We start from the raw sequence: 14,690 nt of genomic DNA, 5'->3' as shown, positions 1-14,690 counted from the left end.
CCCTGGAGCAACAGGCCCTAACGGCCAACGCCTGACACGGCGGTCAACCGCGAGAGGCCGCCACAAGGAACAAGGCCAGCCGAACCCCACGACTGCCGGCCAACAAGCAAAGGCACAAGAAAAGGCGCCACGGAAACCACTCCGTAGCGCCTACTCGGCGTGCCTAATCGGCGTGCCGCAAAGAAAAATCCCGCCGCCCCTTCACGGGGTGGCGGGGTGAAAGCTACTGAGGATTACTCAGCGGACTCCTCGGAGGAAGCCTCGCCCTCAGCCTCAGACTCGGAGGCAGCCTCGGCGGCTTCGGCAGCCTCAGCGGCGGCCTTCTCTTCTGCTTCCTTCTCGGCAGCAGCCTTAGCCTCGGCCTCTTCCTTGGCCTTCTTCTTCTTTTCGGTGATGGCCTCGATGGTCGGGCCATTGTTGGCCTCGGACAGAGCAGCGTTGAACAGGTCCAGCTTGGACGGCTTCTCCTCGGCGACCTTCAGGGTGCCCTCGGCGCCCGGCAGGCCCTTGTGCTTCTGCCAGTCACCGGTGACCTTCAGCAGAGCCAGAACCGGCTCGGTCGGCTGAGCGCCGACGGACAGCCAGTACTGAACGCGCTCGGAGTCGATGTCGATCAGAGACGGCTCCTGCTTCGGCTCGTAGATACCGATGTTCTCGATAACCTTGCCGTTACGACGGGTACGGGAATCCGCAATGACAACGCGGTAGTGAGCGGTGCGGATCTTGCCCAACCGCTGCAGCTTAATCTTGACAGCCATGTGTGGCTCCTTTACTTAAGTCACTGGGCAGTTCAGACACCCGCCGCTTGCCGGCGGGCCGGTTCAGCCCTTGGGTTTTTAGCTGCGCGTGACTACCGGCCGACCGTAGACGGGAACGGGTTTACGCAGCAACTCTAGACACATTACTGGATAACCCCCGAAAAACGAAATCCCAATGCGCCGTCGGGCAGGTCGTTGTGGACTCTAAGGAGGGACAGAGTAATCTACTAAGCGGCCATGTCCGCAGACTCGGGCCAAAGTCGCACGTCAAAGAATGAAACGCGAATAGAGTTTATGTCACAAGATTCCCTACGCAGTTTTCAGTACCGGTATGACCTCGACGGTCTCCGCGGTATTGCCATCGGCTTGGTGGTTATCTACCACGTATTCGTCGGCCGCGTCTCCGGCGGCGTGGACGTCTTCTTGCTGCTCTCCGGCTATTTCTTCCTCGGCTCCCAGCTGCGGTACGTAACGAAGCCGAACGCCACCTTCAACCCCTGGTGGCCCATCTGGCGCACCCTGCGCCGCCTGGTGCCGGCCCTGGCTCTGGTCATCGCGGTGACCTACCTGCTGGTGTATTTCTGGACGCCGCAGCTGATGCGCATCGAGCTGACACAGCAGATCACCGCCACGATGCTCTACTACCAAAACTGGGAGCTAGCCTCCCAGAACGCCGACTATGCGGCGGCCGCGGCGGACACCTCTCCCCTGCAGCACATGTGGTCGATGTCGGTGCAGGGCCAGTTCTACCTGCTGGGCATCGCCTTCGCGCTGATCCTGGGTGCGGTGATGCGCTGGCGCGGCCGGTCCAGCAAGGTCAACGCCGTGGCGGGCCCGATCCTCATCGTGGTCACCATCGCCTCGTTCGCCTACGCCAGCCGCTTCGGCTTGTTCGGCACCCCGGAAAATTACTACTCGACCTTCTCCCGCGCCTGGGAGCTGACCCTGGGTGCGGTACTGGCCATCTACGGCCACCGCATCCGCATCCCGCAGCGCCTGTCCGACGTCGTGACCGGCTTGGGCCTGCTACTGCTCATGTTCACCGGCGCGGCCATCGCGGATTCCACCGCCTACCCGGGCCCGCTGTCCCTGATTCCGCTGGGCGGCGCGGTGCTCATCATCATCGGTGGCGGCGGCCGCATCTCCCGCGCGATGGCGTCCAAGCCGGCACGCTGGCTTGGCGATGTCGCCTATTCCCTCTACCTGTGGCACTGGCCGCTGCTCATCCTGTCCACCTCGGCGCTCGGTATGGAGCGCCCGGCCTGGTGGTTGGGCGCCATCATCATCGCTCTGTCCCTCGTGCTTGCCGATGCCACCCACCGCTTCATCGAGGCCCCCTTGCGGCAGCATCGCAAGCGCCCCCTGGCCGACGACATGCCCGTCCACAAGGCCATGGCCACCATGCGGGAGAAGGTCGGCGCGCTACGTGCGGCCGGCGGCGTGGCGGCGACCGCCCTGGTCATCGCCCTGCTGTCCGTGCACCCGTGGTTCAAGTCGACCCTCGACAGCGAGGAAGCCGAATACTTGGACCCGACCCTCTACCCCGGAGTAATGGCGCTGATGGGACAGGATGTACCGGCCAATCAGCCGGTCAAGCCCGACCCAGTGCGCGTGGGCAGCATGGTCCCGCCGGTGGCCTACCAGCACTGCTTCATCCCGGACACCGCGCCCGGGGATTCCTTCTTCGAGATCGACAAGGACGGCAACCCGTGCATCTTCGGCGATCCGGATTCCGACGTCGAGGTCTACCTGGTGGGCGGCTCCCACGCGGAGCAATACGCCTCCGCCATCGACTCGCTGGGCAAGGAAATGAGTTTCAAGGTCGTGCCGCTGTTGCGCCAGGACTGCCCCATCGAGCTGGGCGACGAGCTCACCGTCACCCCGGAGTGCGCCCAGTGGTCCGAGCTGGCCACCGAGCGCATCCTCGATGCCGACCCCGACCTGGTCATCTCGAATACCACCCGCCCCATGGGCGAGCACGGCACCGGGCCCGACGTCGTGCCGGCCGGCTACGAGCGCTTCTGGGAGGTCTTGGCAGACAACGAGATCCCGTTCCTGGGCCTGCGCGAGAACCCCTGGGGCTTCGATAAAAACTTCAACCCCATCGAGTTCGATGAGTGCTACGTGGCCAACGAGGACGCCATCGGCTGCGGCACGACCCGCGAACAGAACTACCAGCCGGTCGACCCGTCGGCGGCCGTCCTGGCCCAGTGGCCGAACATGATCGCCGTGGATACCTCCGACTGGTACTGCGACGTGGACAAGTGCCCGGTCGTCATCGGCAACGTCATGGTCTACCGCGACATGCACCACATTTCGAATGCCTACGCGATGTCCATGAAGCCGCTGCTGGAAGACCTCATCGCGCCCTTCCTGGCCGGCGAGCCCCAGCAGCAAGAAGCTCCGGCGCCGCCCGTCCCGGAGGACGAGGCAGAGCCGGAGCCGGCGGAGGAAATCTACTACTAGCTACTTCTTCTTGCCTTGGCCGAAGTCAAGGTTGTTGAGGTCGATGTTTTCCATGCCCTTGGGCATGCCCGGCATCCCACCCGGCATTCCTGGCATGCCGCCGCCACCCATCTGGTTCTGCATCTTCTGCAGCTCCTCCATGGACGGCATACCGCCCGGCATTCCCGGCATCCCACCGGGCGCCCCGGAGCGCTGGCGGCCGCCGCCCTTGCCCTTCTTGCGCTTGCCGTTTTTCCCCTTGCGGCCCTTGGGCTTCTTCTTCGTCGCCGAGCGGGAACCGCCGCCCATGCCGAACTGGCCGGCCATCTTGGTCATCATCTTCTTCGCCTGCTCGAAGCGTTCGATGAGCTGGTTAATGTCGGAGACCTTCACGCCGGAGCCGTTGGCAATGCGCTTGCGGCGCGAGGCGTTCAAAATCTTCGGGTTTTCGCGCTCAGCCGGGGTCATGCCGCGGATGATGGCCTGGATGCGATCGAGCTGCTTCTCGTCGACCATGTCGGCCATCTCGTTCATCTGCTTGCCGCCGGGCATCATCTTCAGCAGGTTGCCGATGGGACCCATCTTGCGGATCATCAGCAGCTGATCCAGGAAGTCGTTCAGGGTCAGCTCGCCGCTGCCCATCTTGGCCGCGGCCTCCTCGGCCTTCTGCTGGTCGAGGGTGGACTCGGCCTGCTCGATGAGCGAAAGCATATCGCCCATGCCCAGAATGCGGCTGGCCATGCGCTCCGGGTGGAAGACATCGAAGTCGCCGAGCTTCTCGCCCGTGGAGGCGTACAGGATGGGCTTGCCGGTGACCTCGCGGATGGACAGGGCGGCACCACCGCGGGCGTCGCCGTCCAGCTTGGTCAGCACGACGCCGGTGAAGTCGACGCCATCGCGGAAGGCCTCGGCGGTCTGGACGGCGTCCTGGCCGATCATCGAGTCGATGACGAAGAGGACCTCGTCCGGGTTGACGGCGTCGCGAATGTTGCGTGCCTGGGTCATCAGGGTCTCGTCGATGCCCAGTCGGCCAGCGGTATCGATAATCACCACGTCGTGCTGCGCGCGCCGCGCCTCAGCGATACCGTCGCGCGCCACCTGCACCGGGTCCCCGTGGGAGGTGCCCATCTCGTGGTCGTGGGAATCCAGGGATGTGCCCGGATCCGGGGCGAAGGTCTTCACGCCGGCGCGCTCGCCGACGATCTGCAGCTGCTGGACCGCGCCCGGGCGCTGGAGGTCGCAGGCCACCAGCATTGGGGTGTGGCCATCTTTTTCCAGGTGCTTGGCCAGCTTGCCGGCCAGGGTGGTCTTACCGGCGCCCTGCAGGCCGGCGAGCATGATGACCGTCGGCGGGTTCTTCGCCAGGTTCAGCCGGCGGGTCTCCCCGCCCAGGATCTCAACCAGCTCTTCGTTAACGATCTTAATGACCTGCTGGGCCGGGTTGAGCGCCTCGGAGACTTCCGCGCCGGCCGCGCGCGCCTTGATTCGCTTGATGAACCCGCGGACTACCGTCAGGGAGACGTCCGCCTCCAGCAGCGCGAGGCGAATTTCGCGCGCGGTGGCGTTGATGTCTGCCTCGGTCAGCTTGCCTTTGCCACGCAACCCTTTAAGGGCTGATTGCAAGCGATCGGACAATGACTCAAACACGTTTCTGGCTCTCCATTATCTTTGGGGTTATCTATTAACTCCCCCAGCTTAGTCGCTAGACAGGGCCGCGGTCACATTCGCAACCACCGCGGCGCGGCTTAAGCCCGTATAGGGGTTGCCGCGCAGGCAGATGGTCACGATCATCGTCGCGCCCAGCGCCGCGTGCTCCATCCACTCGATCTCCGGCAGTTGGGCGATCAGCGTGCCCAGCGCCGCCCGCCGCTCGACGGTGCGCACCTCCAGTAGGCCTTCCGCGTTGAACATCGCCGTCGTGTGCCCGCCAGCCACCTGCGGCAACCGGGAGTGCACGCCGGACTTGTAGGCCTGCAGGAAACGGTCTATATCGCTGGCGTCCTCCCAGGACTCCTGCACCGTGCGCGCGGAAAACTCCGCCGCCAGCGCCCCACCCGTGTACTCCATGCGCGAGTTCACCACGGTCCAGCCCAGGGCGGCCAGCAGAGCCAGAACCTCGACGATGCCACGCTGCTCCGCGTGCAGCGACACCGTCAGCAGCTGGTTGTCGCTATCGCGGGTCACCGTCAGCTCGCTGGGCGCCGGCACCCGCGGGCGCGCGTGCGGCTGCGGCACCAAGGCCTGCAGAGCGCGGCGGCACAGCTGCCCCGCGGCGGCCTCCAACCGGTTGTTCCATACCCCGGGGCCAGTGGATTCGGCATCGGCGCGCGTGAGTACGGAAAGCAGGGAGACGGTGAGCTGGTCGTAATGGCAGGCGGTCAAAAGGCGGTCGCGGGCCGCGTCCGAGGCCGGGTCCATGGTGCGGGCCAGCCGCGACAGGGTGGTGTGCTCGGCGACCAGGGTCTGCGCCCGCGACCTATCGGCCAGGTTCAGCCGCAAGCGCGCGGCCATGCGCGTTACCATCTCCGCCCCGACCAGCGCGTGCGGGCGGTCATAGCCCTTGCCGATGTCGTGGAAGAGCGCCGCGAGCAGCAAGATGTCCGGGCGGGCCACGCTGGTACGTTGCTCGGCGCAGCACGCCACCGTCGCCAGGCTGTGGTAGTCAATGCTGTGGGTGTGCACCCGCTCGCGCGGCATCAGCCCCCGGATGTGAGCCCACTCGGGCACGATCTTCTCCCACAGCCCGTGCGCGTCCATCTCCCGGATGACCCGCGGCGTATTCGCCGGCGAGGACAGCAGGGCGAAAAAGTCGTCGGTAGCGGCCGCGGTAAAACGCTCCGGCAGGGCGGGCAGCTCGCGCAGCGTGTGCCACACGCCGGCGGCCACGGGGCGCCCCGTGCGGGCCGCGGCCGCCCCGACGCGTAACACTAGGGCGGGGTCTTCCAGGTTGGGGTGGCGCGAGAGCGTGATATAGCCGCCGTTGTCAATAACGTCCAGATCCAGCGGCCGCCGCGGCGAGTGCGCGCCCCGCTTGCCCACCAGCCCCCGGGCCGTGGCCAGCCCGCGCTCCACCGCGCGGTCGACGCGCGTGGCCGTATCCACTAAGGCCGCAGACAGCTCGTAGCGGTCCGCGTACCCCAGCTCCGCGGCTACCGATGCCGCAAACTCCGGGTCCAGCACATCCCGGCGCCGGCGCGCGTGCTCGTGCAGCAGCGTGCGCACGTCGAGCAGCAGGCGGGTCTCGGAGCTTAGGTCGGGCGCGTCGCACAGGTTACCCAGCGCGAGCGCGCGCAAGAGCTGGATATCGCGCAGGCCCCCGCGGCCGTTTTTCACGTCCGGCTTCGTCATCGTCGCCACGGAGCCGGAACGGTGCCAGCGGCGGATGGCCAGATCCAAGAAGGCGTCAAAGTTGCGCTGGAGCTGGCGCCGCCAAGAGGAATAGAGGCGGGCGCGGGCGGCATCGACAAGCATTTTGGAGCCGGACACGTGGGTCAGCTCCAGCTGGGACAGGCCGGCGGCGGTGTCCTGGGCGGCGATTTCGCCGCACTCGCGCGGGGTGCGCACCGCGAAATCCAGGTGGTAGCCGGCGTCCCAGATAGGGTTCCAGAGGTCGGTGGCATCCGGGATGGGGGCATCGTCCGGGCAGAGCAGCATCAGGTCCAGGTCCGAGCGCGGGGTCGTCTCCCGGCGTGCGAAAGAGCCCGTGGCGGCCAGCGCGCAGCCCGGCGGGACGGGCAGGCTGCGCAGGAGTTCTAGCGCGCGCTGATAGGCGTTGTCCCGCAGTTCTAGAGAGCGGATTCTCCCCGCTCCCCCGTGCGTACGCGGACGACGTCCTCGACCGGGCAGACCCAGATCTTGCCGTCGCCAATCTTGCCGGTGTAGGCCGCATCGATGACGGCGTCGACGACCTCGGCGGCGGCGTCGTCAGCCACGACCATCTCGAGCTTGACCTTCGGCACGAAGTCCGTGGCGTATTCCGCGCCGCGGTAGACCTCACTGTGGCCGCGCTGGCGGCCGAAACCCTGCACCTCGGTCACGGTGAGGCCGTGGGCCTCCAGCTGGCCCAGGGCCTCGCGGATTTCCGGCAGGGTAAACGGCTTCACGATGGCGGTCACGAGTTTCATGGATGAAAACCTTCCTGTGCTCTACTGCTGCTGATTCTGCTGCTGTTGGATACGGAGGGAGTGCTTGACGTCGGTGACGGTCACGCCGTAAATCGAGCGGCCCATGTAGTAGGAGCCGATGGCACCGATGATCCACACGCCGAAGCACGCGGCGAGCGCCTTGACAAGCGTCATGACGTCGAAGCCCTCCGTGGAAAAGTCCACCACCAGTTTAGCCACGAGCAGCAGCGGGATAGCCAGACAGATGGTCGGGCCCAGCAGGTTCACCCGTGTGAGCGCGTCCGGGGCGCGCCAGACCGCGACGGTGGTGGCCAGAACCAGCACCGTGGCGACGATGATGAGCACGGAGGCCACAATTTCGTAGATAGCCATGGGTTTAGCGCCTTCCCTTCGAGATGATGCGGGCCATCGACAGCGTCGGCAGCACGCCGCCGGCGATGGAGGCCAGCAGCGCGATGTCGTAGGCGATGGACGAGTAGACGATGGTCGAGCGGGCCAGGAAGATGGCGAGCATGCCGTAGAAGATGAGGTCGGCGACCACCGCGCGGGTGAGCTCGTCGCGCGTACGCAGGGTCAGTACGAGCGCGGCGAAAACGCACAGGCCCATGATGAACACGCAGGCGGCAACCAACCAGTCGAAAGCGGTAAAAGCGGATACGTCAAACATTTAAACGTCCTTGCCTTTCTGCTGGCGGCGCCAGCTGCGGGTGGCCAGGGACTCGTTCTCGGAGATGGGCTGGTCTTCCGTCTCGGCCAGCTCGGGCGCGCGCAGGTAGCGGCCCACGGACTCGAGCGGGTACTCGTAGAACGCCGGATCGGCCTCGGTGGCACTGCCCTGCCCGGGCACGCCGTAGTCGAGCTCCTTAACGTGTGGGGCCAGGCGCTCCTCCATCTCCGCGATGCCGGCCAGGACCTCCGCGGGGTCGTCGCCCAGCACGGCCTGAACGATGACGATGCGCGGCAGGCCCTCCCGCGGGGGTTCGCGCAGGCCGAGCGAAAGGGTGCCCGGCGTGGCGGTAATCGAGGAAGTCAGCCAGAACAGCTCCCAGCTGCTGGTCACGCGCAGCGGGTAGCGCACGATGACCGGGTGGTAGCCCGTATCAGCCTTGAACGAGCAGGACGCGAGCTGGAAGCCGGAGACGAAGATTTCCTTAATGAACCAGAGGATATACGTTACAACGTGCATTTATGCTCCTCCCTCCAGTACGGACGGGTTAGGCAGCGCGACGGCATCATCGCCCAGCACCGCGTGGATGTAGCTGCCGGTATCCAGCAGGTCGCCCGCGGCCGCCATGGTGTATTCGATGACGGGGCCGGCCAGGATGAACATCGTCAGCGACCCCAGGATGAGCGCGGCCGACGGGACCATGAGCTTCTTGCGGATAACCAGCTCGTCCGGAACCTCGTCCTGGGAAAGCTGGCGGCCCCAGAAGACCTTGCGCCACACGCGCAGCATGGCCAGGAAGGCCGCGAAGGACGCCACCACGATGGCAGTAATCGCGGCCCACGCCCAGCCGTTGCCGTTGCGAGCAATCTCCACGACCAGCATGACCTTGCCCCACATGCCCGAAAACGGCGGGAAGCCGACCACGGAGAAGGCGCCGGCGGCGAAGATCCACGCGATGATGGGATCCCTGCGCGCCAGGCCGGACAGCTTGTTGAGACGGCCGGTGCCGTAGGTCTCCTCGATGGCGCCGGAGGCCAGGATGAGCGAGCCGACGGTGATCATGTGGTGGATCGTGTAGAGGATACCGGCAGCCAAGGCGCGCTGCCCATCGGCGGCGGTAAACGCCAGCATGATGAGGATGAACGGCATGCCGTTGAGCATCTGGTAGCCCAGCACGCGGCGGATGGTGGCCTCGGCCAGGCCGCCGAAGGAGCCGACGGCCATCGATAGGATCATCACCACGACGATAACCGCACCCCAACGGGCGTCCAGGTCGAAGAGGTGGACGTAAAGGCGGTAGAGCATGTAGACCGCCACCTTGGTGTGGAGGCTGGAAAACAGGCCCATGACCGCGGCGGAGGTGCCCGGGTAGGTGCGTGGCAGCCAGGTGTGGACCGGGAAGACGCCGGCCTTGGCCGAAATTGCGATGATGATCAGCCCGGCGGCCACCGTCGCGGGGCCGTTGCCGGCCGCCACGCCGTTCAGGGCCGCAATGTTCACGGAGCCGGTCACGGAGTACATGTAGCCCACGCCCACCACCAGCAGCGTGGAGGCGAACAGGTTCACCAGCACGAAAGCGCGGCCCGAGGCCAGGCGGGCCCAGGTGCCGGACATCGTGATGAGCCCGTAGGACGGCAGCAACATGACCTCGATGAACACGAAGAAGTTGAACAGGTCGGCGGTAATCAGCGCGCCGGCCACGCCAGTCAGCAGGATGAGCGTCAGCGACGGGTAGTAGCGCGACTTGGTCTCCCCGCCGGCTATAGCGAACCAGTTCGCGCCGAAGGAGACGATCATCGCGGTGGTCAGCATGATCGCGGAGAAGGAATCCCCTACGAACGGGATGGCCACGTTGCCCGGATACATGCCCACGTTGTGGGCCACCGGGCCGTTGTTGACGGTGTAGGCCAGCAGACCCAGGCCGGCGAAGACGCCGACGGCGGGCACCACCAGCATGATGGCGTCGCGGACCGGGCGCCAGGGCGCCAGCAGCGCGAAGGCCGCCGCGATGAGCGGTACTGCTGGAAACAGCGGCAGCATTTGGCTTACTAGATCGTACATTGGTGCCTAGCCCTCCTTCGCGGTGCGGTCGGCGGCAGCTTGCTGGGTCTCGTAGACGTCCTCGTAGGCGTCGCGGGCGTGCTGGATGCGGCGCACCGCCTCGTCGGAGCGCTGCCGGATGTCCTGGTTGTGGGCGTCGCGCCCCAGGGTCGAGAACGGGTGGTCGACGGTGTTGTCGTCGACGGGGTCGGCGGCATCGGTGTCGTCGTTGGGCCCCATGGCGGCCAGCGTCAGCAGGATGGTCGCGGTCGCCATGGAAATCACCACGGCGGTCAGGACGAAGGCCTGCGGCAACGGGTCCGCCATCTGCTCCGGCGGGGTCTGAGACGGGAAGGCCTCCCCGCGGAAGGAGTAGACGCCGGTGGCCAGCAGCGTCAGGTTAGCGCCGTGGCCGAAGCACATCATGCCCAGGACGATCCGTACGAGGCCGCGCTGCTGGATGAGGTAGACGGCCCCACCGATCAAGACGGCGATGGTCAAAGCCAAAATCATTTACTTCTCCCCCTTCTTACGGGCGCCGCGCCGCGAGCGGGTCAGCATCGGCTTCGGCGATTGCGCCGGGTTGATTGGGTCGGGGTACGGGTCGTCGATGTCTTCCATCGTGGCCTGCGGGGTGTTGGTGAGCACGGAGTCGTCGTCGTGGACCCACGGCAGGTACTCGCGCTCGGTGCCTGGGCGCAGGTAGCCACCCAGGGCGTTGATGGCCATCGTCAGCATGCCCAGCACGGCCAGGTAGATGCCCAGGTCGAAAATCAGCGAGGTGGTCCAGTGCTGGCCCAGGGCCTCGCCGTGGATGGCCACTAGGAAGCCGCTCGGGTCGGCCAGGTAGCCGATGAAGCCGGCCACCAGCGCGATGATGATGCCGATGCCGGTCAAGCGGATGGGCGCCATCTGGCCGAAGACGATCTCGTCGCGACCGCGCGAGAGGTAGGTCAGACCGATGGCCGCGCCCATGATAAGCGCGGCCGGGAAGCCGCCGCCGGAGGCGTTGTGCCCGCGGAAGAAGACGATGACCGACATGATGACGAGGATCGGCACCACGATCTGCAGGGCCTTGCGCATGGGCACGGAGTTCAGCTGCGACTGCCCGAACGGGGCCGGGCGGGTGCCCGGCGAGAACGGGAAGCGCGGCAGCGTGGTCGTCACCGCGGCGATGACCACGGCGGCCATGCCCAGCACGGAGAGCTCGCCCAGGGTATCCAGGGCACGGAACTCCACGATGATGGTGGCCACGACGTTGTCGCCGCCGGTGATGTCCGGGGCGTTGTTCAAGTACCACTCGGCCAGGTCGGAGCGCTCGTGGCGGCCCATCAGCGTCCACACGCCGAGGAAGGCGGTGATACCGGCCAGCACGGCCACCACCACGGAGCCGTAGCGGCGGCGCGGGTTGCGCACCGGCTCGAACTTCTCCGGCAGGTAGCGCAGCACCATCATCATCACGATGACGGACAGGGCCTCCACCGTGAACTGGGTCAGGGCGACGTCCGGCGCGCCCAGCAGGAACATCTGCAGGGTCACGCCGACGCCGACCGCGCCGACCATGACCGCGCCGGTCAGGCGGTTCCGGGTGCGCACCAGGCCGAACATCGATAGCACGATGATGCCCAGCGGCAGCAGGTCCCACGGGTTGTCCAGGCCGTCGACGCGCGGGGCCAGGGCCTGGCCGTCGATGCCCTCGCTGCCGAACAACGTCGTTGCTGCCAGCAGGATCACCAGCAACACGATGGGCAACAGGTGGCGCGACGGGTTGTGGGTGGCGGCCAGGGAGGCGAACACACGGCCGATGCCCTCGCTAGCCTTGTGCAGCCCGTGCAGGAGTTGGTTGCCGTTGGCAGGCAGCAGCTCGCGGGATTCCAGCGCCGACCACAGCGGGCGGCGCACGGCCAAGCCGGCGATGCCGAGCACCAGCACCACCACGGAAATCACCAGCGGCACGTTGATGCCGTGCCACAGCGCCAAGTGGCTGTGGTGACCCATGCCGACGGCGGCGGCGGCGATGTTGTCCAAGGGGGCATCGAAAAGCCCGAGGATAAAGACCAGCGGGACGGACATGAGTCCGGGCAGGGCGGCCGGCAGCCACAGGGAGACTGGGGCCTCGTGGACGCCGGACATGTCCTTGTCGCCGTCGATGAAGGCGCCGAAGACGAGCTTCGCCGAGTAGGTAAACGTCAGCAGCGCGCCGATGCCGGCGGCGATCAGCAGGACCACTACCCCGGCGCCCCCGATGGGTGCGTCCTGGAACGCGGTCAGCATGCCTTCCTTGGACACGAAGCCCAGAAGGGGCGGGACCGCGGCCATGGAGGCCGCGCCGATGACCACTGAGACGAACGTGAAAGGCATCTTATTCCACAGCTTGCCCAGGTCCTTGATGTTGCGGGACCCGGCCTCGTGGTCGATCACGCCGATGAGCATGAACAGCGAGGACTTAAACAGCGCGTGCGCCAGGGTGTGGACGACGGCGGCGGCGATGGCAAACGGGGTGCCCACGCCGATGGTCGCCACGATCCAGCCCAGGTGCGAGACCGTCGAATAAGCGGTCAGCTTCTTCAGGTCGGTCTTCTGGACGGCGAAGAGCGCGGACATGATTGCCGTGCCCATGCCGACGACGATCAGCAGCCAGTTCCAGACCGCGACGTCGTGGAATACCGTCGAGAAACGGATAAGCAGGTAGATGCCCGCCTTGACCACGGCGGCGGCATGCAGGAACGCAGAGACCGGCGTGGCGGCCGCCATGGCCTCCGGCAGCCAGAAGTGGAACGGGAACTGCGCGGCCTTGGTGAAGGCGGAGACGGCGATCAGCACCGCGACCCCGACAGTCAGCGCGTGGTTGTCCGCCCAGACTGGCGAAATCAGGATGGAGTGCAGGTTGGTCGAGCCCACGGCGGTGGCGGCGATCGCCACGGCGGTGAGCAGCGTCAGCCCACCGATAAACGTCAGGACGAGAGTGCGCTGCGAGCCCGGTTCACCGGTGGCACCGGAGCGCGCGATCAGCATGAACGAGGCCAGGGAGACCAGTTCCCAGGCCATAAAGAGCACGATCACGTCGTCGGCCAGCACCAGCAGGAGCACCGACATAGTAAAGGCGGTCATCAGCGTGTAGAAGCTGACGTTGCCTTGGTGCTTGGGAAGGTACGCGGCGGAATAGATAAGGACGACGGCGCCGATCACAAGCGCGAGCAGTGCAAAGAACGCGCCGAGGGCATCCGCGCGCAACGAGACCCCAGCGTCCACCCCGGGCGCGAGGAAGTCCGCGACCCAGGTCAGCTGGTACTCGATGCCATTCCCGCTGGAGATCGCGGGAATTTCCCGAAGGAGGAGTCCCGCCGCCACGACGAAGATGGCCGCCAGCGGCCACCCTGCTTTTCGATCAAGTACCTTGACCGCGACGGGCGAGCACACCACTGCCAGCGCCGCGAGAAGGACAACATATAAAAGCGTCACAGGTTTAAAGCCTTAACACGATGGACGGTAATGGACATGTATGGAGTTTGCTGAAAACAGCATAAATACAGCCTCCCCAGATTAGCACTGTGGTTAATCCGGATCACATCACTGCCCGGGCGGACCGCCGATCACTTTGGCCCCCGGCTGCCAGCAGCAGCCAGGGGCCAAGGGGGGCAGATGGGGTGTTTTCTTAGCTCCCCAACAGGGCGTCGACGAAGCTTTCGACCTCGAAGGGCGCCAGGTCGTCGGCGCCCTCGCCCAGCCCCACGAGCTTCACCGGCACGCCGAGTTCTTCCTGCACCTGGAAGACGATGCCGCCCTTGGCTGTACCGTCCAGCTTGGTCAGCACCACGCCGGTGATGTCCACGACCTCGCGGAAGATGCGCGCCTGGACCAGGCCGTTCTGGCCGACGGTGGCGTCGATGACCAGCAGGACCTCGTCGACCTGCGACTTCTTTTCCACCACGCGCTTGACCTTGCCCAGCTGGTCCATCAGGTCGGTGGAGGTGTGCAGTCGGCCGGCGGTGTCGACCAGGACGACGTCGACTTGGTTTTCGACGCCGGCGGCGACGGCATCGAAAGCCACCGATGCCGGATCCGCGCCTTCATTGCCACGCACGGTCTCCGCGCCCACACGCTTGCCCCAGGTCTCGAGCTGGTCCGCCGCTGCGGCGCGGAAGGTATCCGCCGCGCCCAGCAGGACCTTCTTACCCAGGGAGACCAGCACGCGGGCCAGCTTGCCCGTAGTGGTGGTCTTGCCGGTGCCGTTGACGCCGACGACCATGACGACCGCGGGCTTGCCGTCGTGCGGCATCGCTTTAATGGAGCGGTCCATCTCCACGTGGCCGGCCTCGATGAGCGCCTCGCGCAGCATGGCGCGGGCCTCGTCCTCGCTGCTAACGCCGCGCTCGGCGATCTTCTCGCGCAGAGACTCCGTGACCTTCAGCGTCGACTTGGTGCCCAGGTCCGCCATGATGAGGGTGTCTTCGATTTCCTCCCAGGCGTCGTCGTCTAGGTCGCCGGCAGACAGAATGCCCATCAGGCCCTGGCCGATAGCGTTCTGGGAACGCGACAGGCGCCCGCGCATCCGGCCCAGGCGGCCGACGGCCGGCGCGATCTCCTCGCGCGGTTCCGCGGGTTCGGGCGCGGTCTCCGCCGCGGGCTCACCCGCCGACTCCGCTGCCGCGTCCG

General features: G+C 66.3%; 12 protein-coding genes. 1 reads left to right on the top strand and 11 read right to left on the bottom strand.

The window, feature by feature from the left end; all coding sequences use genetic code 11:
• Positions 1–233: 233 nt before the first annotated feature.
• Positions 234–758, bottom strand: coding sequence for a 30S ribosomal protein S16 (gene rpsP, locus HMPREF3067_RS07655; protein ID WP_070769139.1), 525 nt, complete (start codon positions 756–758; stop codon positions 234–236).
• Positions 759–1,052: 294 nt separating this feature from the next.
• Between rpsP and HMPREF3067_RS07650 the strand changes: the two genes are divergently transcribed.
• Entirely contained in the window at positions 1,053–3,224 is a 2,172-nt protein-coding gene (locus HMPREF3067_RS07650; RefSeq protein WP_070769138.1) for an acyltransferase family protein, read from the top strand.
• Here HMPREF3067_RS07650 and ffh read toward each other — a convergent pair whose 3' ends face one another.
• The 10 genes from ffh to ftsY form a co-directional block, all read right to left on the bottom strand.
• Positions 3,225–4,850, bottom strand: a complete 1,626-nt coding sequence (gene ffh, locus HMPREF3067_RS07645) for a signal recognition particle protein (protein WP_070769137.1) — start codon at positions 4,848–4,850, stop codon at positions 3,225–3,227. It lies immediately after the preceding gene.
• A gap of 48 nt (positions 4,851–4,898) precedes the next feature.
• The gene (locus tag HMPREF3067_RS07640) at positions 4,899–7,001 is read right to left on the bottom strand and encodes a [protein-PII] uridylyltransferase (RefSeq protein ID WP_070769136.1); all 2,103 of its coding nucleotides are present in this window, start codon (positions 6,999–7,001) and stop codon (positions 4,899–4,901) included.
• A complete protein-coding gene (locus HMPREF3067_RS07635) occupies positions 6,989–7,327 on the bottom strand; it encodes a P-II family nitrogen regulator (RefSeq protein WP_070769135.1) in 339 nt (112 codons plus the stop codon). Before HMPREF3067_RS07635 ends, HMPREF3067_RS07640 begins: the two co-directional genes overlap by 13 nt.
• A 21-nt stretch (positions 7,328–7,348) precedes the next feature.
• Entirely contained in the window at positions 7,349–7,699 is a 351-nt protein-coding gene (locus HMPREF3067_RS07630; protein WP_070769134.1) for a Na+/H+ antiporter subunit G, read from the bottom strand.
• Between the two features lie 4 nt (positions 7,700–7,703).
• Positions 7,704–7,994, bottom strand: coding sequence for a cation:proton antiporter (locus HMPREF3067_RS07625; protein WP_070769133.1), 291 nt, complete (start codon positions 7,992–7,994; stop codon positions 7,704–7,706).
• Positions 7,995–8,513 (bottom strand): monovalent cation/H+ antiporter subunit E, encoded by a 519-nt coding sequence (locus tag HMPREF3067_RS07620; RefSeq protein ID WP_070769132.1) that lies wholly within the window; start codon positions 8,511–8,513, stop codon positions 7,995–7,997.
• Positions 8,514–10,055 carry a monovalent cation/H+ antiporter subunit D family protein gene (locus HMPREF3067_RS07615; RefSeq protein ID WP_070769131.1) on the bottom strand — a complete coding sequence of 514 codons (1,542 nt, stop codon included), beginning with the start codon at positions 10,053–10,055 and terminating at the stop codon, positions 8,514–8,516.
• Positions 10,056–10,061: 6 nt separating this feature from the next.
• Positions 10,062–10,547, bottom strand: coding sequence for a sodium:proton antiporter (locus HMPREF3067_RS07610; protein ID WP_083319211.1), 486 nt, complete (start codon positions 10,545–10,547; stop codon positions 10,062–10,064).
• A complete protein-coding gene (locus tag HMPREF3067_RS07605) occupies positions 10,548–13,496 on the bottom strand; it encodes a DUF4040 family protein (RefSeq protein WP_070769130.1) in 2,949 nt (982 codons plus the stop codon).
• 193 nt (positions 13,497–13,689) lie between these two features.
• Positions 13,690–14,690: signal recognition particle-docking protein FtsY (gene ftsY / locus HMPREF3067_RS07600; protein ID WP_070769129.1), on the bottom strand; the 1,001-nt coding region annotated here is incomplete at its 5' end.

Origin of the sequence: Corynebacterium sp. HMSC04H06 (assembly GCF_001815935.1) — a bacterium.
Taxonomy (GTDB): Bacteria; Actinomycetota; Actinomycetes; order Mycobacteriales; family Mycobacteriaceae; genus Corynebacterium.
This window is presented reverse-complemented; position numbering and strand designations above follow the sequence as displayed.

Coding starts and splice junctions, on each gene's coding strand:
- rpsP (WP_070769139.1), bottom strand. CDS start 758: ATGGCTGTCAAGATTAAGCTGCAGCGGTTGGGCAAGATCCGCACCGCT.
- HMPREF3067_RS07650 (WP_070769138.1), top strand. CDS start 1,053: ATGTCACAAGATTCCCTACGCAGTTTTCAGTACCGGTATGACCTCGAC.
- HMPREF3067_RS07635 (WP_070769135.1), bottom strand. CDS start 7,327: ATGAAACTCGTGACCGCCATCGTGAAGCCGTTTACCCTGCCGGAAATC.
- HMPREF3067_RS07630 (WP_070769134.1), bottom strand. CDS start 7,699: ATGGCTATCTACGAAATTGTGGCCTCCGTGCTCATCATCGTCGCCACG.
- HMPREF3067_RS07625 (WP_070769133.1), bottom strand. CDS start 7,994: ATGTTTGACGTATCCGCTTTTACCGCTTTCGACTGGTTGGTTGCCGCC.
- HMPREF3067_RS07620 (WP_070769132.1), bottom strand. CDS start 8,513: ATGCACGTTGTAACGTATATCCTCTGGTTCATTAAGGAAATCTTCGTC.
- HMPREF3067_RS07615 (WP_070769131.1), bottom strand. CDS start 10,055: ATGTACGATCTAGTAAGCCAAATGCTGCCGCTGTTTCCAGCAGTACCG.
- HMPREF3067_RS07610 (WP_083319211.1), bottom strand. CDS start 10,547: ATGATTTTGGCTTTGACCATCGCCGTCTTGATCGGTGGGGCCGTCTAC.